This window comes from Mucilaginibacter sp. P4_C11, from assembly GCF_056402115.1.
Genome location: NZ_JBFUIA010000004.1, coordinates 107,992 through 123,304 on the forward strand (window position 1 = coordinate 107,992; position 15,313 = coordinate 123,304).

Annotated in this window: 17 protein-coding genes; 13 read left to right on the forward strand and 4 right to left on the reverse strand. The window is 44.0% G+C overall.

Going from position 1 to position 15,313, the window contains the following annotated elements; genetic code table 11:
* Positions 1 to 69 precede the first annotated feature (69 nt).
* Together AC1DU2_RS05085 and AC1DU2_RS05090 are read right to left on the reverse strand one after the other, a co-directional pair.
* Positions 70 to 1,089 carry an LLM class flavin-dependent oxidoreductase gene (locus AC1DU2_RS05085; protein WP_477383146.1) on the reverse strand — a complete coding sequence of 340 codons (1,020 nt, stop codon included), beginning with the start codon at positions 1,087 to 1,089 and terminating at the stop codon, positions 70 to 72.
* A 230-nt stretch (positions 1,090 to 1,319) separates the two neighbouring features.
* Positions 1,320 to 2,342 (reverse strand): SDR family NAD(P)-dependent oxidoreductase, encoded by a 1,023-nt coding sequence (locus AC1DU2_RS05090; protein ID WP_477383147.1) that lies wholly within the window; start codon positions 2,340 to 2,342, stop codon positions 1,320 to 1,322.
* A 366-nt stretch (positions 2,343 to 2,708) separates the two neighbouring features.
* Between AC1DU2_RS05090 and AC1DU2_RS05095 the strand changes: the two genes are divergently transcribed.
* A complete protein-coding gene (locus AC1DU2_RS05095; RefSeq protein ID WP_477383148.1) occupies positions 2,709 to 3,845 on the forward strand; it encodes an acyltransferase family protein in 1,137 nt (378 codons plus the stop codon).
* A gap of 60 nt (positions 3,846 to 3,905) precedes the next feature.
* On the opposite strand, the gene AC1DU2_RS05100 is transcribed toward AC1DU2_RS05095, so the two are convergent.
* Both AC1DU2_RS05100 and AC1DU2_RS05105 read right to left on the reverse strand, forming a co-directional pair.
* The gene (locus tag AC1DU2_RS05100; RefSeq protein WP_477383149.1) at positions 3,906 to 4,457 is read right to left on the reverse strand and encodes a VOC family protein; all 552 of its coding nucleotides are present in this window, start codon (positions 4,455 to 4,457) and stop codon (positions 3,906 to 3,908) included.
* Positions 4,458 to 4,786: 329 nt separating this feature from the next.
* Complete coding sequence (locus AC1DU2_RS05105; protein WP_477383151.1) at positions 4,787 to 6,085, reverse strand: BamA/TamA family outer membrane protein; 1,299 nt, start codon at positions 6,083 to 6,085, stop codon at positions 4,787 to 4,789.
* 62 nt (positions 6,086 to 6,147) lie between these two features.
* Here AC1DU2_RS05105 and AC1DU2_RS05110 point away from each other — a divergent pair, with 62 nt between their 5' ends.
* The 12 genes from AC1DU2_RS05110 to lolB2 all read left to right on the forward strand — a co-directional run bounded on the left by AC1DU2_RS05110 (position 6,148) and on the right by lolB2 (position 15,313).
* Positions 6,148 to 6,288, forward strand: a complete 141-nt coding sequence (locus AC1DU2_RS05110) for a hypothetical protein (protein ID WP_477383152.1) — start codon at positions 6,148 to 6,150, stop codon at positions 6,286 to 6,288.
* A gap of 241 nt (positions 6,289 to 6,529) precedes the next feature.
* Positions 6,530 to 8,098 (forward strand): flexirubin biosynthesis tyrosine ammonia-lyase FlxA, encoded by a 1,569-nt coding sequence (gene flxA / locus AC1DU2_RS05115; protein WP_477383153.1) that lies wholly within the window; start codon positions 6,530 to 6,532, stop codon positions 8,096 to 8,098.
* Positions 8,099 to 8,141: 43 nt separating this feature from the next.
* The gene (flxB, locus tag AC1DU2_RS05120; RefSeq protein WP_477383154.1) at positions 8,142 to 8,870 is read left to right on the forward strand and encodes a flexirubin biosynthesis SDR family reductase FlxB; all 729 of its coding nucleotides are present in this window, start codon (positions 8,142 to 8,144) and stop codon (positions 8,868 to 8,870) included.
* Positions 8,871 to 8,971: 101 nt separating this feature from the next.
* Positions 8,972 to 10,189, forward strand: a complete 1,218-nt coding sequence (locus AC1DU2_RS05125; protein WP_477383156.1) for a beta-ketoacyl-[acyl-carrier-protein] synthase family protein — start codon at positions 8,972 to 8,974, stop codon at positions 10,187 to 10,189.
* 13 nt (positions 10,190 to 10,202) lie between these two features.
* Positions 10,203 to 10,460, forward strand: coding sequence for a phosphopantetheine-binding protein (locus tag AC1DU2_RS05130; RefSeq protein ID WP_477362469.1), 258 nt, complete (start codon positions 10,203 to 10,205; stop codon positions 10,458 to 10,460).
* A gap of 88 nt (positions 10,461 to 10,548) precedes the next feature.
* Positions 10,549 to 10,971 carry a hotdog family protein gene (locus tag AC1DU2_RS05135; RefSeq protein ID WP_477383157.1) on the forward strand — a complete coding sequence of 141 codons (423 nt, stop codon included), beginning with the start codon at positions 10,549 to 10,551 and terminating at the stop codon, positions 10,969 to 10,971.
* An 18-nt stretch (positions 10,972 to 10,989) separates the two neighbouring features.
* Positions 10,990 to 11,652 (forward strand): hypothetical protein, encoded by a 663-nt coding sequence (locus AC1DU2_RS05140; protein ID WP_477383158.1) that lies wholly within the window; start codon positions 10,990 to 10,992, stop codon positions 11,650 to 11,652.
* A 101-nt stretch (positions 11,653 to 11,753) separates the two neighbouring features.
* Positions 11,754 to 12,176 carry an acyl-CoA thioesterase gene (locus AC1DU2_RS05145; RefSeq protein ID WP_477383159.1) on the forward strand — a complete coding sequence of 141 codons (423 nt, stop codon included), beginning with the start codon at positions 11,754 to 11,756 and terminating at the stop codon, positions 12,174 to 12,176.
* A 116-nt stretch (positions 12,177 to 12,292) separates the two neighbouring features.
* Positions 12,293 to 13,543 carry an NAD(P)/FAD-dependent oxidoreductase gene (locus tag AC1DU2_RS05150; RefSeq protein ID WP_477383161.1) on the forward strand — a complete coding sequence of 417 codons (1,251 nt, stop codon included), beginning with the start codon at positions 12,293 to 12,295 and terminating at the stop codon, positions 13,541 to 13,543.
* Positions 13,544 to 13,550: 7 nt separating this feature from the next.
* On the forward strand, positions 13,551 to 13,808 hold the full coding sequence (locus AC1DU2_RS05155; RefSeq protein ID WP_090638092.1) for a phosphopantetheine-binding protein: 258 nt from the start codon (positions 13,551 to 13,553) through the stop codon (positions 13,806 to 13,808).
* 268 nt (positions 13,809 to 14,076) lie between these two features.
* Positions 14,077 to 14,718 carry a flexirubin biosynthesis/transport protein LolA2 gene (lolA2, locus tag AC1DU2_RS05160; RefSeq protein ID WP_477383162.1) on the forward strand — a complete coding sequence of 214 codons (642 nt, stop codon included), beginning with the start codon at positions 14,077 to 14,079 and terminating at the stop codon, positions 14,716 to 14,718.
* Complete coding sequence (gene lolB2, locus AC1DU2_RS05165; RefSeq protein WP_477383163.1) at positions 14,681 to 15,313, forward strand: flexirubin biosynthesis protein LolB2; 633 nt, start codon at positions 14,681 to 14,683, stop codon at positions 15,311 to 15,313. The genes lolA2 and lolB2 overlap by 38 nt, the downstream gene beginning before the upstream one ends.

Below are 15,313 nucleotides of genomic sequence, written 5' to 3' on the forward strand. Positions count from 1 at the left end.
GCAAAGCCTCGGGCGGGTGAGTCTTCGCCGCCATTCCGCAAATGACTAATGAACTATCCCACCAATGAACTAATGAACCAGTGAACCAATGAACACCTCCGCAAACAACCTGTACGATTTCAGCTTCGCTTCACTATCGTAAATATGCGATGTTGCCATAATTTCGTCTACCCCGTTTTCTGCCACAAAATCGGTTAGCGCGGCGGTTATTTTTTGCTTGCTGCCTATGAACGAGTAGGCCAGCATCTGCATTACGGCTTCCTCTTCAAACACGTTCCAGATGTGGGCCATGCTTTCAACCGGGGGTTGCAGCAGGCGGCGTTTGCCGGTAACAATGCCCATAAACATTTGCTTAACGCTGGTGGCCAGGTATTCGGCTTCCTCGTCGGTATCGGCGGCTACTACGTTTACGCAGGCCATTACGTAAGGCTCCTGCAACACTGCCGAAGGTTTAAAGTTATCCCGGTATATTTTAATGGCCTCTTTAAAGTAGGCCGGCGCAAAGTGACTGGCGAAGGCATAAGGCAAGCCCTTGGCCGCAGCAAGCCGGGCGCTATCCGTGCTCGATCCTAATATCCATATCGGCACCTCCAGCCCCTCGCCGGGAATGGCGCGAACTTTGGCATCGGCATTATCTGCCGAAAAATATTTTTGCAGCGCCTCCACATCCCGAGGGAAGTGAAACGACGCGTTCATGTTCTCGCCCCTGATGGCCATGGCGGTTACCTGGTCGGTGCCTGGGGCGCGGCCAAGGCCAAGGTCAATCCGGTTGGGGTATAGGGTGGCCAGGGTGCCAAACTGCTCGGCCACCACCAGCGGTGAATGATTGGGCAGCATAATACCGCCCGAACCCACGCGGATGCTTTGCGTATTGCCCGCCACATACCCAATCAGTAACGATGTGGCCGAACTTGCCACCGCAATCATATTATGATGCTCGGCAAACCAGTAACGCGTATAGCCCAACTGCTCGGCCTGCCGGGCGTTTTGCAGGCTCAACCTGTAGGTATCCGCAATAGGGTGCCCCTCAACCACGGTAGCCAAATCCAGTACCGAATAAGTCAGCTTATCCAATGTTTTTAAACTCATACCACAAATTTAAACCTAAACCCCGCAGCAATGCGAGACCCTAAGGCAGATATGACTTTGGCTAAACAATAGCCTCCCGACACCGTCATGCGGGGGTAAAAAGCGGGGAAGTCTTAGCCTGCGTTCAAGGTCAATGTTTTTGTGTTGGAAAATCCCAGACTTACGTTTTTGCAACTTTAAGCCTTTTGCCTGTCACTCTCCTTTGGCCGGTCTGACAATGGATACCACTATCAATCAGCCCTAAATAATACCCCTGTTATTTCTTCGCTCAATGCCCACAGTTTTCCTGCATTTTCGGCATTTACCGAGTATGGTTTTACACCCCTCAGGGATGAAGGATCGCTGTAGTCATGATTAATATTTCCCTCGTCAAGTTCGGCCACATCGGCATCTTCACAATAAACACCGCCTATGCCATTTAATTGCGGGCTGGTAGCGCACCAAACCGAAGTAGCAGCACCCTGATCAACATTTTTAAGTTTGGCTGCCACTTCTGGCTTAATGTTACCGTCCTGGTCATGCGTGCCCATTTGCTGAAATAAAGCCATAGGGGCTACGCGGCCCAGGTCGGTGCCGATTACCGAACCGGGATGTGCCGAAAAAGCGCGCACATTAAAAGCCTTGCCCCGGTGGTCAAGCTCTACCGCGAAAAGATTATTGGCCGATTTGGATTGGCCATAACCCTGTAACGTTTCATAATCACGGTTTATAAAATTGGGATCGTCAAAATTGAACGGAGCAATTTGGTGGCCAAAAGAAGATACATTAAGCACCCGGGCGCCATTTGCTTTACGCAAAGCGGGCCAAAGCCTGGCCGTTAACTGAAAATGACCCAAATGGTTGGTAGATAGCTGTGACTCATATCCCCGCCCGTCCCGTTGCAGTGGCACCCACATAATGCCGGCATTGTTAATAAGGATATGCAGAGTATCATGAACCGCGAGGAATTTTGCTGCGAACGCATCGATGGATTCCGGCTGCTGTAAGTCCATTTCTTCAATTATTATGTTGGCCGTTCCCTTTAAGTTATTAGCGGCTTTACTGCTATCGCGGGCTGGTACAATTACCGTTGCGCCGGCCGCAGCCAGTGTTTTTACTGTTTGGAGGCCAATGCCAGCGTAACCGCCGGTAACAATGGCGGTTTTGCCATTAAGGTCAATCCCTTTTATAACATCATGAACAGTAGATGTTGCATTAAACCCTGATTGGAGCGGTTGCTGTAGGGCTCCGTTATAATTGTCTTTTAAGTTCATCGTTTTTTGATTTTATTTTCAAGACAAAACTAACGGCGTCAGGGAAAAACAGGTTTGTTTAAAACATCAAACTGCTTTGTTTAAAACGTCAAAAAAAACAGGCCCGAAGCAAACGGACTTTTATGCTTTGGTTTATTGAAGCCAACTTTCTTTTTATCGCGTGCAAAACAACATCGTTTAGCCTTATTGTCAATTTAAAAGTTTTATTTATCATTGCGTCACAAAAACGCATAGGGTTGCCCCTGTTCAATAAACCGGTTATAACATTACATTTCTTCTTGTATTTAAATAAAATAAAGCATATTTATAATTCGTGCCGCGTTGGCACAGCCAAAGCCATACAAAACCTTTAACACTTTTAAACTAATGACCCAAACTCCTGCGTACCTCGAATCAAAAAGCCATTATAAAATTTTAGACGGACTGCGCGGTGTAGCCGCCCTGTTAGTGGTAACCTTCCACATTCTGGAGGCCAACAATGGTGGCAGTCGCTTTGCCCAGATCATTAATCACGGCTACCTGGCTGTCGATTTCTTTTTCCTGCTATCGGGCTTCGTTGTTGCTTATGCTTATGATGACCGTTGGGGCAAAATGAGTCAATGGGAGTTTTATAAGCGCAGGCTGGTACGTTTACAACCAATGGTTATTATGGGAAGTATCATTGGTGCCATATTTTTTTATTTACAGGCATCGCCAACGGTGTTCCCGCTAATAAGCGCAACGCCGGTTTGGAAAATGCTTTTGGTTATGGTGATTGGTTGTACACTAATCCCGATACCTATATCGATGGACATTCGCGGATGGCAGGAAATGCACCCGTTGGATGGGCCTGCCTGGTCGCTGTTTTTTGAGTACATAGCCAATATTTTGTACGCGGTAATTGTACGCCACTTTTCAAAAACAGTACTTGCCATATTTGTGGCCATATTTGCCGGCTTGCTTATCAACTACCTGGTAACAGGGCCGCAGGGCGATGTTATAGGTGGCTGGAGTATCAATAAACAGCAAATGAGCATAGGCTTTATACGATTGCTCTACCCGTTTTTTGCCGGGGTGCTGCTTTCTCGCTTAGGAAAGCTTATCCACATTAAAAGCGCATTTGCGGTATGTAGCATACTTGTTTTTATTGTACTTGCTATCCCCAGAATTGGCGGCACAGGGCAGCTTTGGATGAACGGTTTATACGAAGCGTTTGTGATTATTATCATGTTCCCGCTTATTGTTGCCATTGGGGCCGGCGGCGAGCTAACCGGCAAAACAGCCACCAAAGTGTGTAAGTTTTTTGGCGATATTTCTTATCCCATTTATATAACCCACTACCCTTTAATTTATTGGTACACCGCCTGGGTTATTGATAATAAAGTGCCCATGGGCTACAGCCTTTGCATTGGCTCGGTAGTGCTGGTTAGCAGCATAGCCATTGCTTATGCCTGCCTTAAATTGTATGATGAACCTGTTCGCGAGTGGCTCAGGAAACGTTTTTTGGTAAAAAAGGCACAATGATATAATCGATGCAGTGCATCGATTATAAAGCGGGAGATTTGTAAGTTTCCCGCTTTTTTTTTAGTGTGCAGCTTTGTTTTCAAAAAACCTTTTCTGGGTTTTCAGGGCTCCATCTAACGATTTTTGAATATAGGCAATCCCCTCTATCGCTTCAGGGGTTGATGCTCTTTGGGCAATTTCTACCGGATTGGTAAAATCAACTTCTTCAACGCGTTGGTTAATCCACCAAAGGTTACCAAAGGGATCTAAAACCCGGCAAACCTTTTCTCCAAAATAAAGCGTAGTTATGTCGGTAACCGATTTAGCCCCCAGTTGTAAAGCTTTTTGATAGGCGTTTTCAACATCGTCCACATACAAATTCAAAAACGACGGCGTTGATGCCCAGTCGGTTCTTGAATCAAATAACATAACCAAGGCGTCTCCAATTTTCACTACCACATGTATAATTACGCCTTTATTATTGGTAATCCTGCTATTTGGAACTTCTTGGGCATCAAATGCGGCTACCAAAAACGCAATTAAACTGGCGGATGATGGCGATATGATCCATGGCGTTATTGATGTATAATCATCTGGTACCGTTTTGATTTTTTGCGAATCGAAGCTTCTCATGATTTTCTGTTTTAATTTTTAACAAAATTACCGGTAGCGAATGACAGCCCTATGTCAGTAGGATTGAAATTAATTTTTAATGGGGGAAGAACGAAAATCGGCGAGAGACTAAGGTTTTTAAAGCTTCGTAGGCAAAGGGCTTACAACATGTGATGAGTAGGTCGTCAAAACCTAACGGGAAGGGGCTCTAAGTACTATCCTTCGATAAGCTGCTGATGACAGCGCCGTTTTTTGCTTCATCGCGCTAAATATCTGGAAACTATATACGGTTATGAATTACCGGCAGATCCTTCATTGCCCAGGATGACAGAAATGGTGTGGTAAAACCCCTAAAAAGCCTCGTTCAAACCCAAAAAGAAGCCTTTTGAGCCAAACTTGCCAAAGGCATAGTCGAGGCATAAATTGGTCCTGGTAGCTTTGTTAAACAGCACCCGCAAACCACCGCCGCCACCGGGCTGAAATTTTTGGAACAGTTTGGTCCCGGCTTCGTCATTGGCGGTTTGCTCGTTAAAAAAAGCAACCCCGCTTATAAATTTGTTTTTGAGGATAGGGAAGCGGTATTCCACTTCGCTGTAGTTAAACCTGGTACCCTTAAAATAACCGGTAGTATAGCCCCTGCCGCTGCGGAAACTGCCATCTTTGGCCGTACCAGGCAATTCAAGATAGGGTATATCGCCGCTAATCAGGTACGAACCCCAATTCCAAAAGGCAATAACATGCTCCGGGTTTTCTGACGACAAGCTAAAATACTTCCTGAAATCGGTAGTAAACTGTACCGCGCTTTTGGTACTGCCCATCCAGGTTTGGTTAACCCGGAAACCGGCATCTGCATAAATTCCTTTATAAGCACGGTTCTGATTATCTCGGGTGGTGTACTGAACGTTAAAAAGCAAACCATCGGCCCGGTAACTGTCCCGCTTAAATCCGTGCTCGTCACTATAAATATTATATGGGGTTAAATGGTTGGTGGTATCTGCCTTGTCCTGAATTTTGGTACGGATGTCAAATGACACCCCGGCGCCTACAAACAGGTTTTTCTCTACTTCCTTGTAAACCTTTTCGCGCAGGTTTAAATATATGGAATGATATGCGCGGCCTTTACGGTTGGCATTAACAAGCGCCTGGTCGGCTGCGCTGCCTCCCGGATCGGGCAGGCCTATCCCTAAGCCATAATCGGGCGTAACGCTTTTGGCCGCCACTATGTTACCCTGAAAATTCCACTTGTTACCTGGAGTATAAACATTATGATTGATGTAAAAATAAAGAATGCCTTTTGTAGTATACGATACTGAAGTTGCCGCAACCGATAATAGCGTATTCGGGTCGCTTCCTAATTTACGCCCTGCCACGGCCTTTATGCCCAGCTGAAACCCAATACTGGGGTTAGAAGCGATATTGGGAATAACTGTTATGCCCGAAGGCTTTTTGAAAACAGAATCGGGCTTCTTTTTGGGGTGTAAAACATCTGTTACCAGGTTGCCAAAATCATACTGTTTTGAAATATCATTGGCTTTATTCTGAAACTTCACCGAATCGGCATGATGTTTTATTGAATCTGTTTTCAGGGTATCGTGGGGTACTACTTCCTGCCCATAAACATAGCCTTGTACAGCTATCAATGCGGGCAATAATAAAATTTTAAATACGAAGTAAAACCGGTTGTTTATATTGTTTTGCTGCACTATCAGGATTGAAAAATATTAAACTTCAACTACTTATCAGGGCCCTTAAAACACAGGGCCAATTTTTAAACCTGAAAACCATTGAAATGTTTGATGTTAAAACCGCCAATACACACGTACAGGGAGTAGGCTTTAGTGGATCCGGTTAATAACTTCGCCCAAAGTACCCTGATTAATGTCCCTGTAAGGTTTTGAATACTTCTATCGTCTGCGTATTTACATAAACGGTTTAATAACCTTGGGGCGGTTATTTATATATGGTATTTGCTTTTGGTGGGGCATCAATAAAGAACTTAAATAGTATCATATCTGAAATATTTATCCTATTTTCGGACGTTTTTTGTGTGAATTTTTAATGAAGTTTCTTTTTTAATATAATAATTTTAGTTCATGATACATATAGGGGCGCGGTACCTTACTGCCGATGATTTTTCTAAGATTTTGTTTGATGGCGAGGAAGTTGGCTTGGATGCATCGGTTGTTAAGAATGTTGAGGTTAATTACCAGTTTTTGCAGGGTTTCTCTTCAAACAAGCTCATATACGGCATTAACACCGGTTTCGGGCCAATGGCCCAGTATAAGGTGAGCGAAGAAAATTTGCTGCAGTTACAATACAACCTTATCCGCAGCCATGCTTCGGGTGGTGGTAATTTAATGCAGCCCCTGCTGGTTAAAGCCCTGATGATTGCCAGGCTGAACAGCTTTATGCAGGCCCGTTCGGGCGTGCACACCGATTTGCCCGAGCTGCTTACCCAATTAATTAATAAAAATGTTGCACCCAATGTATTTGAACATGGCGGTGTAGGCGCATCCGGCGATTTAGTGCAACTGGCCCACCTGGCGCTGGTTTTAATTGGCGAAGGCGAATCAAGTTACAAAGGCGAACAGCACGACACTGCCGAATTGTTTAAAGAACTGGGCATCGAGCCGCTATCTATAAAAATCCGCGAAGGCTTAGCCATTATCAATGGCACATCGGCCATGACGGGTATTGGTATGGTAAACATTATCCAGGCCAAAAAACTGCTGGAATGGTCAATCGTACTATCGTCTATGATAAACGAAGTGGTGCAGGCTTTTGATGACCATTACTCTTACGAGCTAAATGTGGTAAAACACCACCGCGGCCAAAACGAAGTAGCCGCCATTATGCGCGATGTACTTACCGGCAGCAAAATGATCCGCGACCGGTCCGAACACTTATATAACCCCGATAACCTTAACCAGGAAGTGTTTTTGGACAAGGTGCAGGAATACTATTCCCTACGCTGCGTAACCCAGGTTTTGGGGCCCGTTTACGATACCATTTTTGAAGTGGAGCGCGTTGTTACTGATGAATTGAACTCGGTAAATGACAACCCGGTTATTGATCATGAAGCCAAAAACATTTTCCATGGCGGTAATTTCCATGGCGATTATGTTTCCCTGGCTATGGATAAACTGAAAATAGCTATTACCAAATTGTGTATGCTTTCCGAAAGGCAATTAAACTATCTGCTTAACGAGAAGCTAAACCATAAATTTCCGCCTTTTGTTAACCTGGGCGTGCTGGGTTTTAACTTTGGGATGCAGGGTATGCAGTTTACGGCTACATCAACCACCGCCGAGAACCAGACCCTATCGTACCCAATGTACCTGCACAGTATTCCTAACAATAATGACAACCAGGATATTGTAAGCATGGGCTGCAACGCGGCATTAATGACCAAGCGCGTTATAGATAATACTTTTGAAGTGCTGGCCATACAAATGATGGCTATTTTACAAGCTATCGATCACCTGGATTGCAGCGAAAAGCTATCACCGACAACCCATACCGTTTATACCGATCTGCGGGCTATATTCCCTAAATTTATTGAGGATAAGCCAAAGTATAAGGATATGGTGAACGTGAAGCAATACTTTGAAAAAGCCGAGCACGTACACTTGATTAAAAAGAGAAACTCCCACATTTTATAATTGCAAGCATATACTTTACGTAACAAATTAACACACCAGGACGATGAAATGTGCATTAGTAACAGGCGGATCAAGAGGAATAGGACGCGCCGTTTGCTATAAACTGGCCACTATGGGCTACTACGTGCTTATTAATTATAAAAGTAACCAGGCAGAAGCCAACAATACCTTAGCTGCAATTAAAGAAAACGGCGGCGATGGCGAGATTATGAAATTTGACGTAGCCCGCAAAGAAGATATCCGCGCCGTATTGGGCGGCTGGGTTGAAACCAATACCGAAAAATATATTGAAGTGCTGGTAAATAATGCCGGTATTAAGGATGATACCCTGATGATGTGGATGAAAGATGAACAGTGGGACAGCGTATTAAATACCAGTTTAGGAGGCTTTTTTTATGTAACCCAGGCAGTTTTAAACGGCATGCTGGTTAAAAAATATGGCCGCATTATCAATGTGGTATCTCTATCGGGCTTAAAGGGCTTGCCCGGCCAGGTTAATTATTCGGCTGCCAAGGCTGGTGTAATTGGCGCAACCAAGGCACTGGCGCAGGAAATTGCCCGCCGCGGTGTTACCGTTAATGCCGTTGCCCCTGGCTTTATTAAAACCGATATGACCGAAGGTTTGGATGAAAAAGAGCTTAAATCCATGATACCTATTAAACGCTTTGGCACCCCCGAAGAAGTGGCCAGCGTGGTGGGCTTTTTAGCATCGCCCGAAGCTTCCTACATCACAGCCGAGGTGATTTCTGTTAATGGCGGTTTGTATTCATAATTAATCATTTGTTCATATAAACATGCACATTAATATTTCGGGATTAAATAATTTTATTTAGTTTTAAAGGTATTTGTTAATTGATAGCCGGTATTAGCGTTATGAATAGAGTTGTGATTACAGGGATGGGGATTTACTCGTGCATTGGGAAAACCCAGGACGAGGTGAGAGACTCGCTTTTCCACGGCAAATCAGGGATCCTGCTTGATTCTATGCGCAAGGAGTTTGGTTACCGGTCGGGCTTAACCGGTTTTGTAGACAGACCCAACTTAAAAGAAAAGCTCGACAGGCGTTCGCGCATTATGTTGCCCGAACAAGGCGAGTATGCCTATATGGCCACCATTGAGGCCCTGGCCCAGGCCAGCATCGATATGGATTACCTTGATCAAAACGAAATAGGCATCCTTTACGGTAACGATAGTTCGGCCAAACCGGTTATTGATTGCACCGATATCATCCGCGTAAAAAAAGATACTATGCTGGTAGGCTCGGGAGCGGTTTTCCAAACCATGAACTCCACCGTGAGCATGAACCTGGCCACCATATTCAAATTAAAAGGCATCAACCTTACCGTTAGCGCAGCTTGTGCCAGCGGCTCACACGCCATCGGCCTGGGCTATCATCTCATTAAAAGCGGCCTGCAGGAAGGCATTATCTGCGGCGGTGCCCAGGAGCTTAACCATTTTTCGATGGGTAGCTTTGATGCACTTTCGGCTTTCTCGACATTGGAAAGTACGCCGACCAAGGCATCGCGCCCCTTTGATAAAAGCCGGGATGGCCTGGTGCCAAGCGGTGGCGCGGCTACCGTGATTTTAGAAAGCCTGGAATCGGCACAACGCCGCGGCGCAACTATTTTGGGCGAGGTTATCGGCTACGGATTTTCATCAAACGGCGGCCACATATCCAACCCTACCGTTGGCGGCCCGGTACGCTCACTGGCCATGGCCCTGAAGGACGCGGGTATGACTGCGGCCGATATTGATTACATAAACGCCCATGCCACATCAACCCCAGCGGGTGATGCCAGCGAGGCTAAAGCTATTCACGAGGTTTTTGGATCCAGCAAGCCGCTGGTAAGCTCAACCAAATCCATGACAGGCCACGAGTGCTGGATGGCCGGCGCAAGCGAGATTGTATACTCTATGCTGATGATGCAAAACTCGTTCATCGCGCCAAATATTAACTTCGAAACCCCCGACGAGGATTCGGCTAAGTTAAATATCGCTACTACCACCATCGAACGCAATTTCGACGTATTTTTGTCGAACTCTTTTGGCTTTGGCGGAACAAATTCGTCGCTGATTATTAAAAAATATTGATTAACCTACCCTTATGCAGTTTTTAGAAATTATAGAAAAAACCAATGCTTTTTTAGCAGAAGAATTTGAAATTGATGTGGCGAAAATATCGCCGGAAGCCATCCTGAAAGATACCCTTGAATTGGACAGCCTGGATTATATTGACTTGGTTGTTGTAATTGAAAGCAATTTCAATTTTAAGGTGCAGCCCGAAGATTTTGTTGGCATAGTCACTTTCCAGGATTTTTATGAATATGTTAACACCAAGGTGAACGCCGGGGAACTGGTATAATAATTGGGCAATACGGCAGATCCCTGATCTGCGAAACCTTTTACTAATTTTACCTGAACCACTGTTAAAACCTATTAAACCTGCTGATATGTTTGTACCACCTGCCAATACACCCGACCTTATCCCGCAAAAATTTCCTTTTGTGATGATAGATCATTTAACCTGGACGGATGAGAAAAGCAGCCGCACCCAGTTTTGTATAAAAGCAGATAACGTACTGGTTGAAGATGGCGAATTTAGCGCAGGAGGGCTGGTAGAAAACATAGCGCAAACCGCCGCCGCCCGCGCCGGGTACCTGGCCCAAAACAGTGAAAAAGCCGATGCCATAGGTTATATTGGTGCTGTTAAAAACCTCGAAGTATTTTCTTTGCCTAAAATAAATGATATCTTAGAAACGGAAATTATCATTGATAATCAAATATTTGATGTAACACTGATATCGGGAAAAGTAAAGCGTGGGGAAGAAACATTGGCACAGTGCCAGATGAAAGTATTTATAATTCAACAATAAATAAATTAAATCTACAAAATGAAACCTACAAAAAACACATGGCTGATAGCCTTTTTACTAACAGTTGTAAGCAGCTTACCTGCTGTAGCCCAAAGTACCAAAGCCGATATTTTTTCGGGCAGTGCCAAAATTACCTGGTTAGGACTTGATTTTACACAAACAAAATTTATAGGTACGGCTGAAGCCAAGGTAATGGGCATCGGCAGAAAAGACGATATAAAGCCAGAAGAATTCAGAGACGATTATACCGTAGGATGGAACCGCCTTTTTGTTACCGAGCAAAAGAAATATGATGTGGCCGAATCAATCCACCACAGTTCTGTTGATTATGCGCTTGATGTAGCTAAGGCTTCAAACGCCAAGGCAAAGTTTGATAAACTTTACACCGACAACCCGAGCGACTTTAAATTATTGGATGAGGCAAAAATCGCAGCTATTGTAAAAGGGTATGATTTCCAGAACAAGGAAGGTATTGGCTACATATTTTTTGTGAGCGGCATGAACAAAGGCATTGATAAAGCCGGTGTTTGGATAACCTTTGTTGATATGAAAACAAAAACGGTGTTGCTTACCAAATATTACGAAGGAAAACCAGGCGGTTTTGGCCTTAAAAACTACTGGGCAAAAGCGTTTTTAAACGTGATGAAAGATGTAAAATCTGATTATAGCAGCTGGAAATAAAAAGTACTAACAGAGGTGGATCTGTGCCGGTAAAGGAACAGATCCATCCTTTACAAAATTGAAGCCGGCATACATGTATTGACGGTAAACAGAACGAAGAATTGCAAAAAACACTGATAAATGCCACCGAGATAAGTGTAAAGTTTAGCGAGGTTGATTCGCTGGGCATTGTGTGGCACGGGCATTATGTACGCTACTTTGAAGATGGCAGGGAGGCTTTTGGAAAGGCATATGGTATTGACTACCTTACAGTTTACAATAACCTATACGTAACCCCTATTGTAAGTATAGATTGTAAATACAAACAGGTTTTGCGGTACGGCGACAGTGTAATTATTGAAACCGAATATGTACCAAGCGAAGCAGCCCGGTTAAATTTTAACTATCGCCTATTAAACGCCGCAACAGGCGAGGTAGTGGTTACAGGTTCAACCGTGCAGGTTTTTTTACAGCGCGATAATTTTATGCTTCAACTAACCAATCCGGTGTTTTTTGAAGAGTGGAAAAAGAAATATGGGTTCTGAGATCTGGGGCCCGTGGTTGGAGGTCGGAAACAATAAACTGACTACAGACCATAGATCTCAGACCTCCGACCACAGAACTCAGGCCTCAGAATAATGAACACAAAAGAGTAAAATTGATGAATACAGAAAAAGTTGATGTGTTGGTAATTGGTGCCGGCCCGGCGGGTACGGTGGCTGCTTCTATTGTGAATAAAGCAGGGTTTAAAGTTAAAATTGTCGAGAAGCAAAAATTTCCGCGTTTTGTAATCGGCGAAAGCCTGCTGCCCCGTTGCATGGAAGCATTAACCGATGCCGGCTTTGTTGAAGCAGTGGAAGCAAAAGGATTTCAGAAAAAATTCGGAGCCAAGTTTGTAAAAAACGGCGTTATCTGCGATTACTTCTTTTCAGATCAGTTTACTGATGGCTGGAACTGGACATGGCAGGTGCCCCGCTCTGAATTTGATAAAACCCTGGCTGATACCTGCGAAATCATGGGTATCCCGGTACATTATGAAACTACGGTTACCGATATCAAATTTAACGGATCTGATTCGGTAACAACTGTTGAAGATCTTGACGGAAACCAAACCCAAATTGAGGCCCAGTTTATTATTGATGGCAGTGGCTATGGTCGGGTTATACCCAAGTTATTTAACCTTGATAAACCATCGGGACTACCGCAGCGCAAAGCTTTATTTACACATACTGTAGATGTAAAGCGCAACCTGTTTGAAGAGCCCAACCGCATCACCATCGTGGTGCATAAACCCGGCGTTTGGATTTGGATCATTCCATTCTCCAGCGGAGTAACTTCATTGGGATTTGTAGGCGATCCGGATTTTTTTGCCGGTTATGAAGGCGCGGATGACGAGGCTAAGCTACGCAGCTTAATTGCAGCAGAGCCCTACCTGAGCGAGCGCTTTAAGGATGTTGAATTTGTTTTTGAACCAAGGATATTACAAGCCTGGAGCAGCACCACCAATACTTTTCACGGCGAGGGCTTTGTGCTTACAGGCAATGTAACCGAGTTTTTAGATCCTATCTTTTCATCGGGCGTTACGCTGGCAACCGTATCCAGCCAAAATGCAGCTAAATTGGTTATCCGCAAGCTAAACGGCGAAGATATAAATTGGGAAACCGAATACACCGAAAAGGTAATGCAAGGGGTGGATGTTTTCCGGTCGTACGTAAATGCCTGGTACGAAGGAACGCTTGACACCATATTTTTTTCGGGTACTTTTGTTCCCGAGATCAAAAACCAGATCTGTTCTGTTTTGGCAGGATATGTGTGGGACAAGGAGAACCCGTATGTTAAGCATCATGATACGGCAATAAAAAAATTAGCACGAATTATTAAGTTAGGCGAGCAAATTAACTCGCCTGTATAATTATAAAATGGACAAATTAATGAATGATCTGAAAGAACAGATCATAGACCAGTTAAACCTGCAAGATCTTAAGCCCGGCGATATCGGCGATGATGAATCGTTGTTTGCCGATGGATTAGGATTGGATTCGATAGATGTTTTGGAGCTGATAGTTTTGATGCAAACCATTTATAAAATTAAACTTTCAAAAGCCGAAGATGGCCCCAAAGTGTTTCAATCAGTACGTACCATGGCCGAGTATATTACAGCTAACCAGGCAGCGTAGGGAATAGAATCAAGAGGTTAGAGTCAGGAATTGAGACAAAGAAGTAGTTAACTAATATAAATTCGACGAGACCTACGAAGTTTTAAAAACTTCGTAGGTCTCGAATCTACTCTATGTCATTGCGAGCGATAGCGTGGCAATCTCGTCGGATGCATAGCAAACCACATTGTTCGCGATTGCTTCGTCCCTCGCAATGACATAAAGGCTTACTGTTAATCAAACCATTTTACAACCCCGGTGTCTATCTAAATAATAATTGCCTTTAGTAGTGAAAATAAACAAACTGTTCCTTACTGTAGCCATAATCACCGCCGCATTTACCGCCAATGCGCAGCATACCGGTTATACCCAGCTTACCGATCTCTCGGCATTTAAAGCCCAATTTACGGCAACCGCTCAAAAAACAACCAGCATTAAAAGTGATTTTGTGCAGGAGAAAAACCTGAGCATGCTATCAGAAAAGATCACATCTAAAGGAAAATTCTGGTTTAAAAAGGATAACATGGTGCGGATGGAATATACCCAGCCATTCAAATACCTGATGATCATCAACAAAGACAATATTTTGGTAAAGGATGAGCAGAAGGAAAATAAAATCAATACCAAATCCAACAAACTCTTCCAGCAAATCAACAAGATCATTATCGACTGTGTGCAGGGATCAATCCTGAGCAACCCCGATTTTAAAGTAAAGGTGTTTGAAAACAAGGGGACTTACCTGGTTGAACTGGCACCAGTATCAAAAGCGATCAAAGATTTTTTTAAATCAATTAATATCTCTGTTGATAAAAAAGATAACTCGGTAAGTAATATCGATATGCAGGAGCCATCCGGCGATAATACTACCATTCACTTTATAAATAAAGAGATCAATGCAAACCTGCCTGACGCGCTTTTTGCTGCTAAGTAGTTGCCTGGTTGCCTTGGCGGGCTGCACTTCGGTTTACAAAAACCTGAAGCCAGCTACAGGTAATTTTGATCATATCTACCAATTTCGTCCCCAATTTTCAGTGGTATTATACAATGCCGAAATTAATGTAACCAGCCATCATTTAAGCGGCCTGCTGCTGATGAAGGTAATGCCGGATAGCAGCACCCGCATTGTGTTTTCCAGCGAGATGGGCGTAAAATTTTTTGATTTCGCATTTCTGAAAGATGGTAGCTTTAAAGTATACTCCATCATTTCGCAGATGGATAAGGGACCTGTAATTAAAACATTAAGAAAGGATTTTGATTTGATACTGATGCGCCAGGAAGGCAGCCACGAGCATTATATGCTTAAGGATAGTACGCATTTATATTATGTGCTTCCGCAGGAAAAGGGAGCCAACTATTATATTACCAATATGGCCGGCGATACCCTTTTACGAATGGAAAAATCATCTAAAAGAAAACCCGTTGCCGTTGCTACCATGGCCGGCTATAAAAATGGCGTGCCCGATACTATAGGTATCGACCATAAAAACTTTAAATTTACCATCGGTTTAAAAAAAATAGAACGATAA

Bases quoted from the DNA above. Each gene is read 5' to 3' on its own strand.
- AC1DU2_RS05085 (WP_477383146.1), bottom strand. From the start codon at position 1,089: ATGAGTTTAAAAACATTGGATAAGCTGACTTATTCGGTACTGGATTTG.
- AC1DU2_RS05090 (WP_477383147.1), bottom strand. From the start codon at position 2,342: ATGAACTTAAAAGACAATTATAACGGAGCCCTACAGCAACCGCTCCAA.
- AC1DU2_RS05095 (WP_477383148.1), top strand. From the start codon at position 2,709: ATGACCCAAACTCCTGCGTACCTCGAATCAAAAAGCCATTATAAAATT.
- AC1DU2_RS05100 (WP_477383149.1), bottom strand. From the start codon at position 4,457: ATGAGAAGCTTCGATTCGCAAAAAATCAAAACGGTACCAGATGATTAT.
- flxA (WP_477383153.1), top strand. From the start codon at position 6,530: ATGATACATATAGGGGCGCGGTACCTTACTGCCGATGATTTTTCTAAG.
- flxB (WP_477383154.1), top strand. From the start codon at position 8,142: ATGAAATGTGCATTAGTAACAGGCGGATCAAGAGGAATAGGACGCGCC.
- AC1DU2_RS05125 (WP_477383156.1), top strand. From the start codon at position 8,972: ATGAATAGAGTTGTGATTACAGGGATGGGGATTTACTCGTGCATTGGG.
- AC1DU2_RS05130 (WP_477362469.1), top strand. From the start codon at position 10,203: ATGCAGTTTTTAGAAATTATAGAAAAAACCAATGCTTTTTTAGCAGAA.
- AC1DU2_RS05135 (WP_477383157.1), top strand. From the start codon at position 10,549: ATGTTTGTACCACCTGCCAATACACCCGACCTTATCCCGCAAAAATTT.
- AC1DU2_RS05140 (WP_477383158.1), top strand. From the start codon at position 10,990: ATGAAACCTACAAAAAACACATGGCTGATAGCCTTTTTACTAACAGTT.
- AC1DU2_RS05150 (WP_477383161.1), top strand. From the start codon at position 12,293: ATGAATACAGAAAAAGTTGATGTGTTGGTAATTGGTGCCGGCCCGGCG.
- AC1DU2_RS05155 (WP_090638092.1), top strand. From the start codon at position 13,551: ATGGACAAATTAATGAATGATCTGAAAGAACAGATCATAGACCAGTTA.
- lolB2 (WP_477383163.1), top strand. From the start codon at position 14,681: ATGCAAACCTGCCTGACGCGCTTTTTGCTGCTAAGTAGTTGCCTGGTT.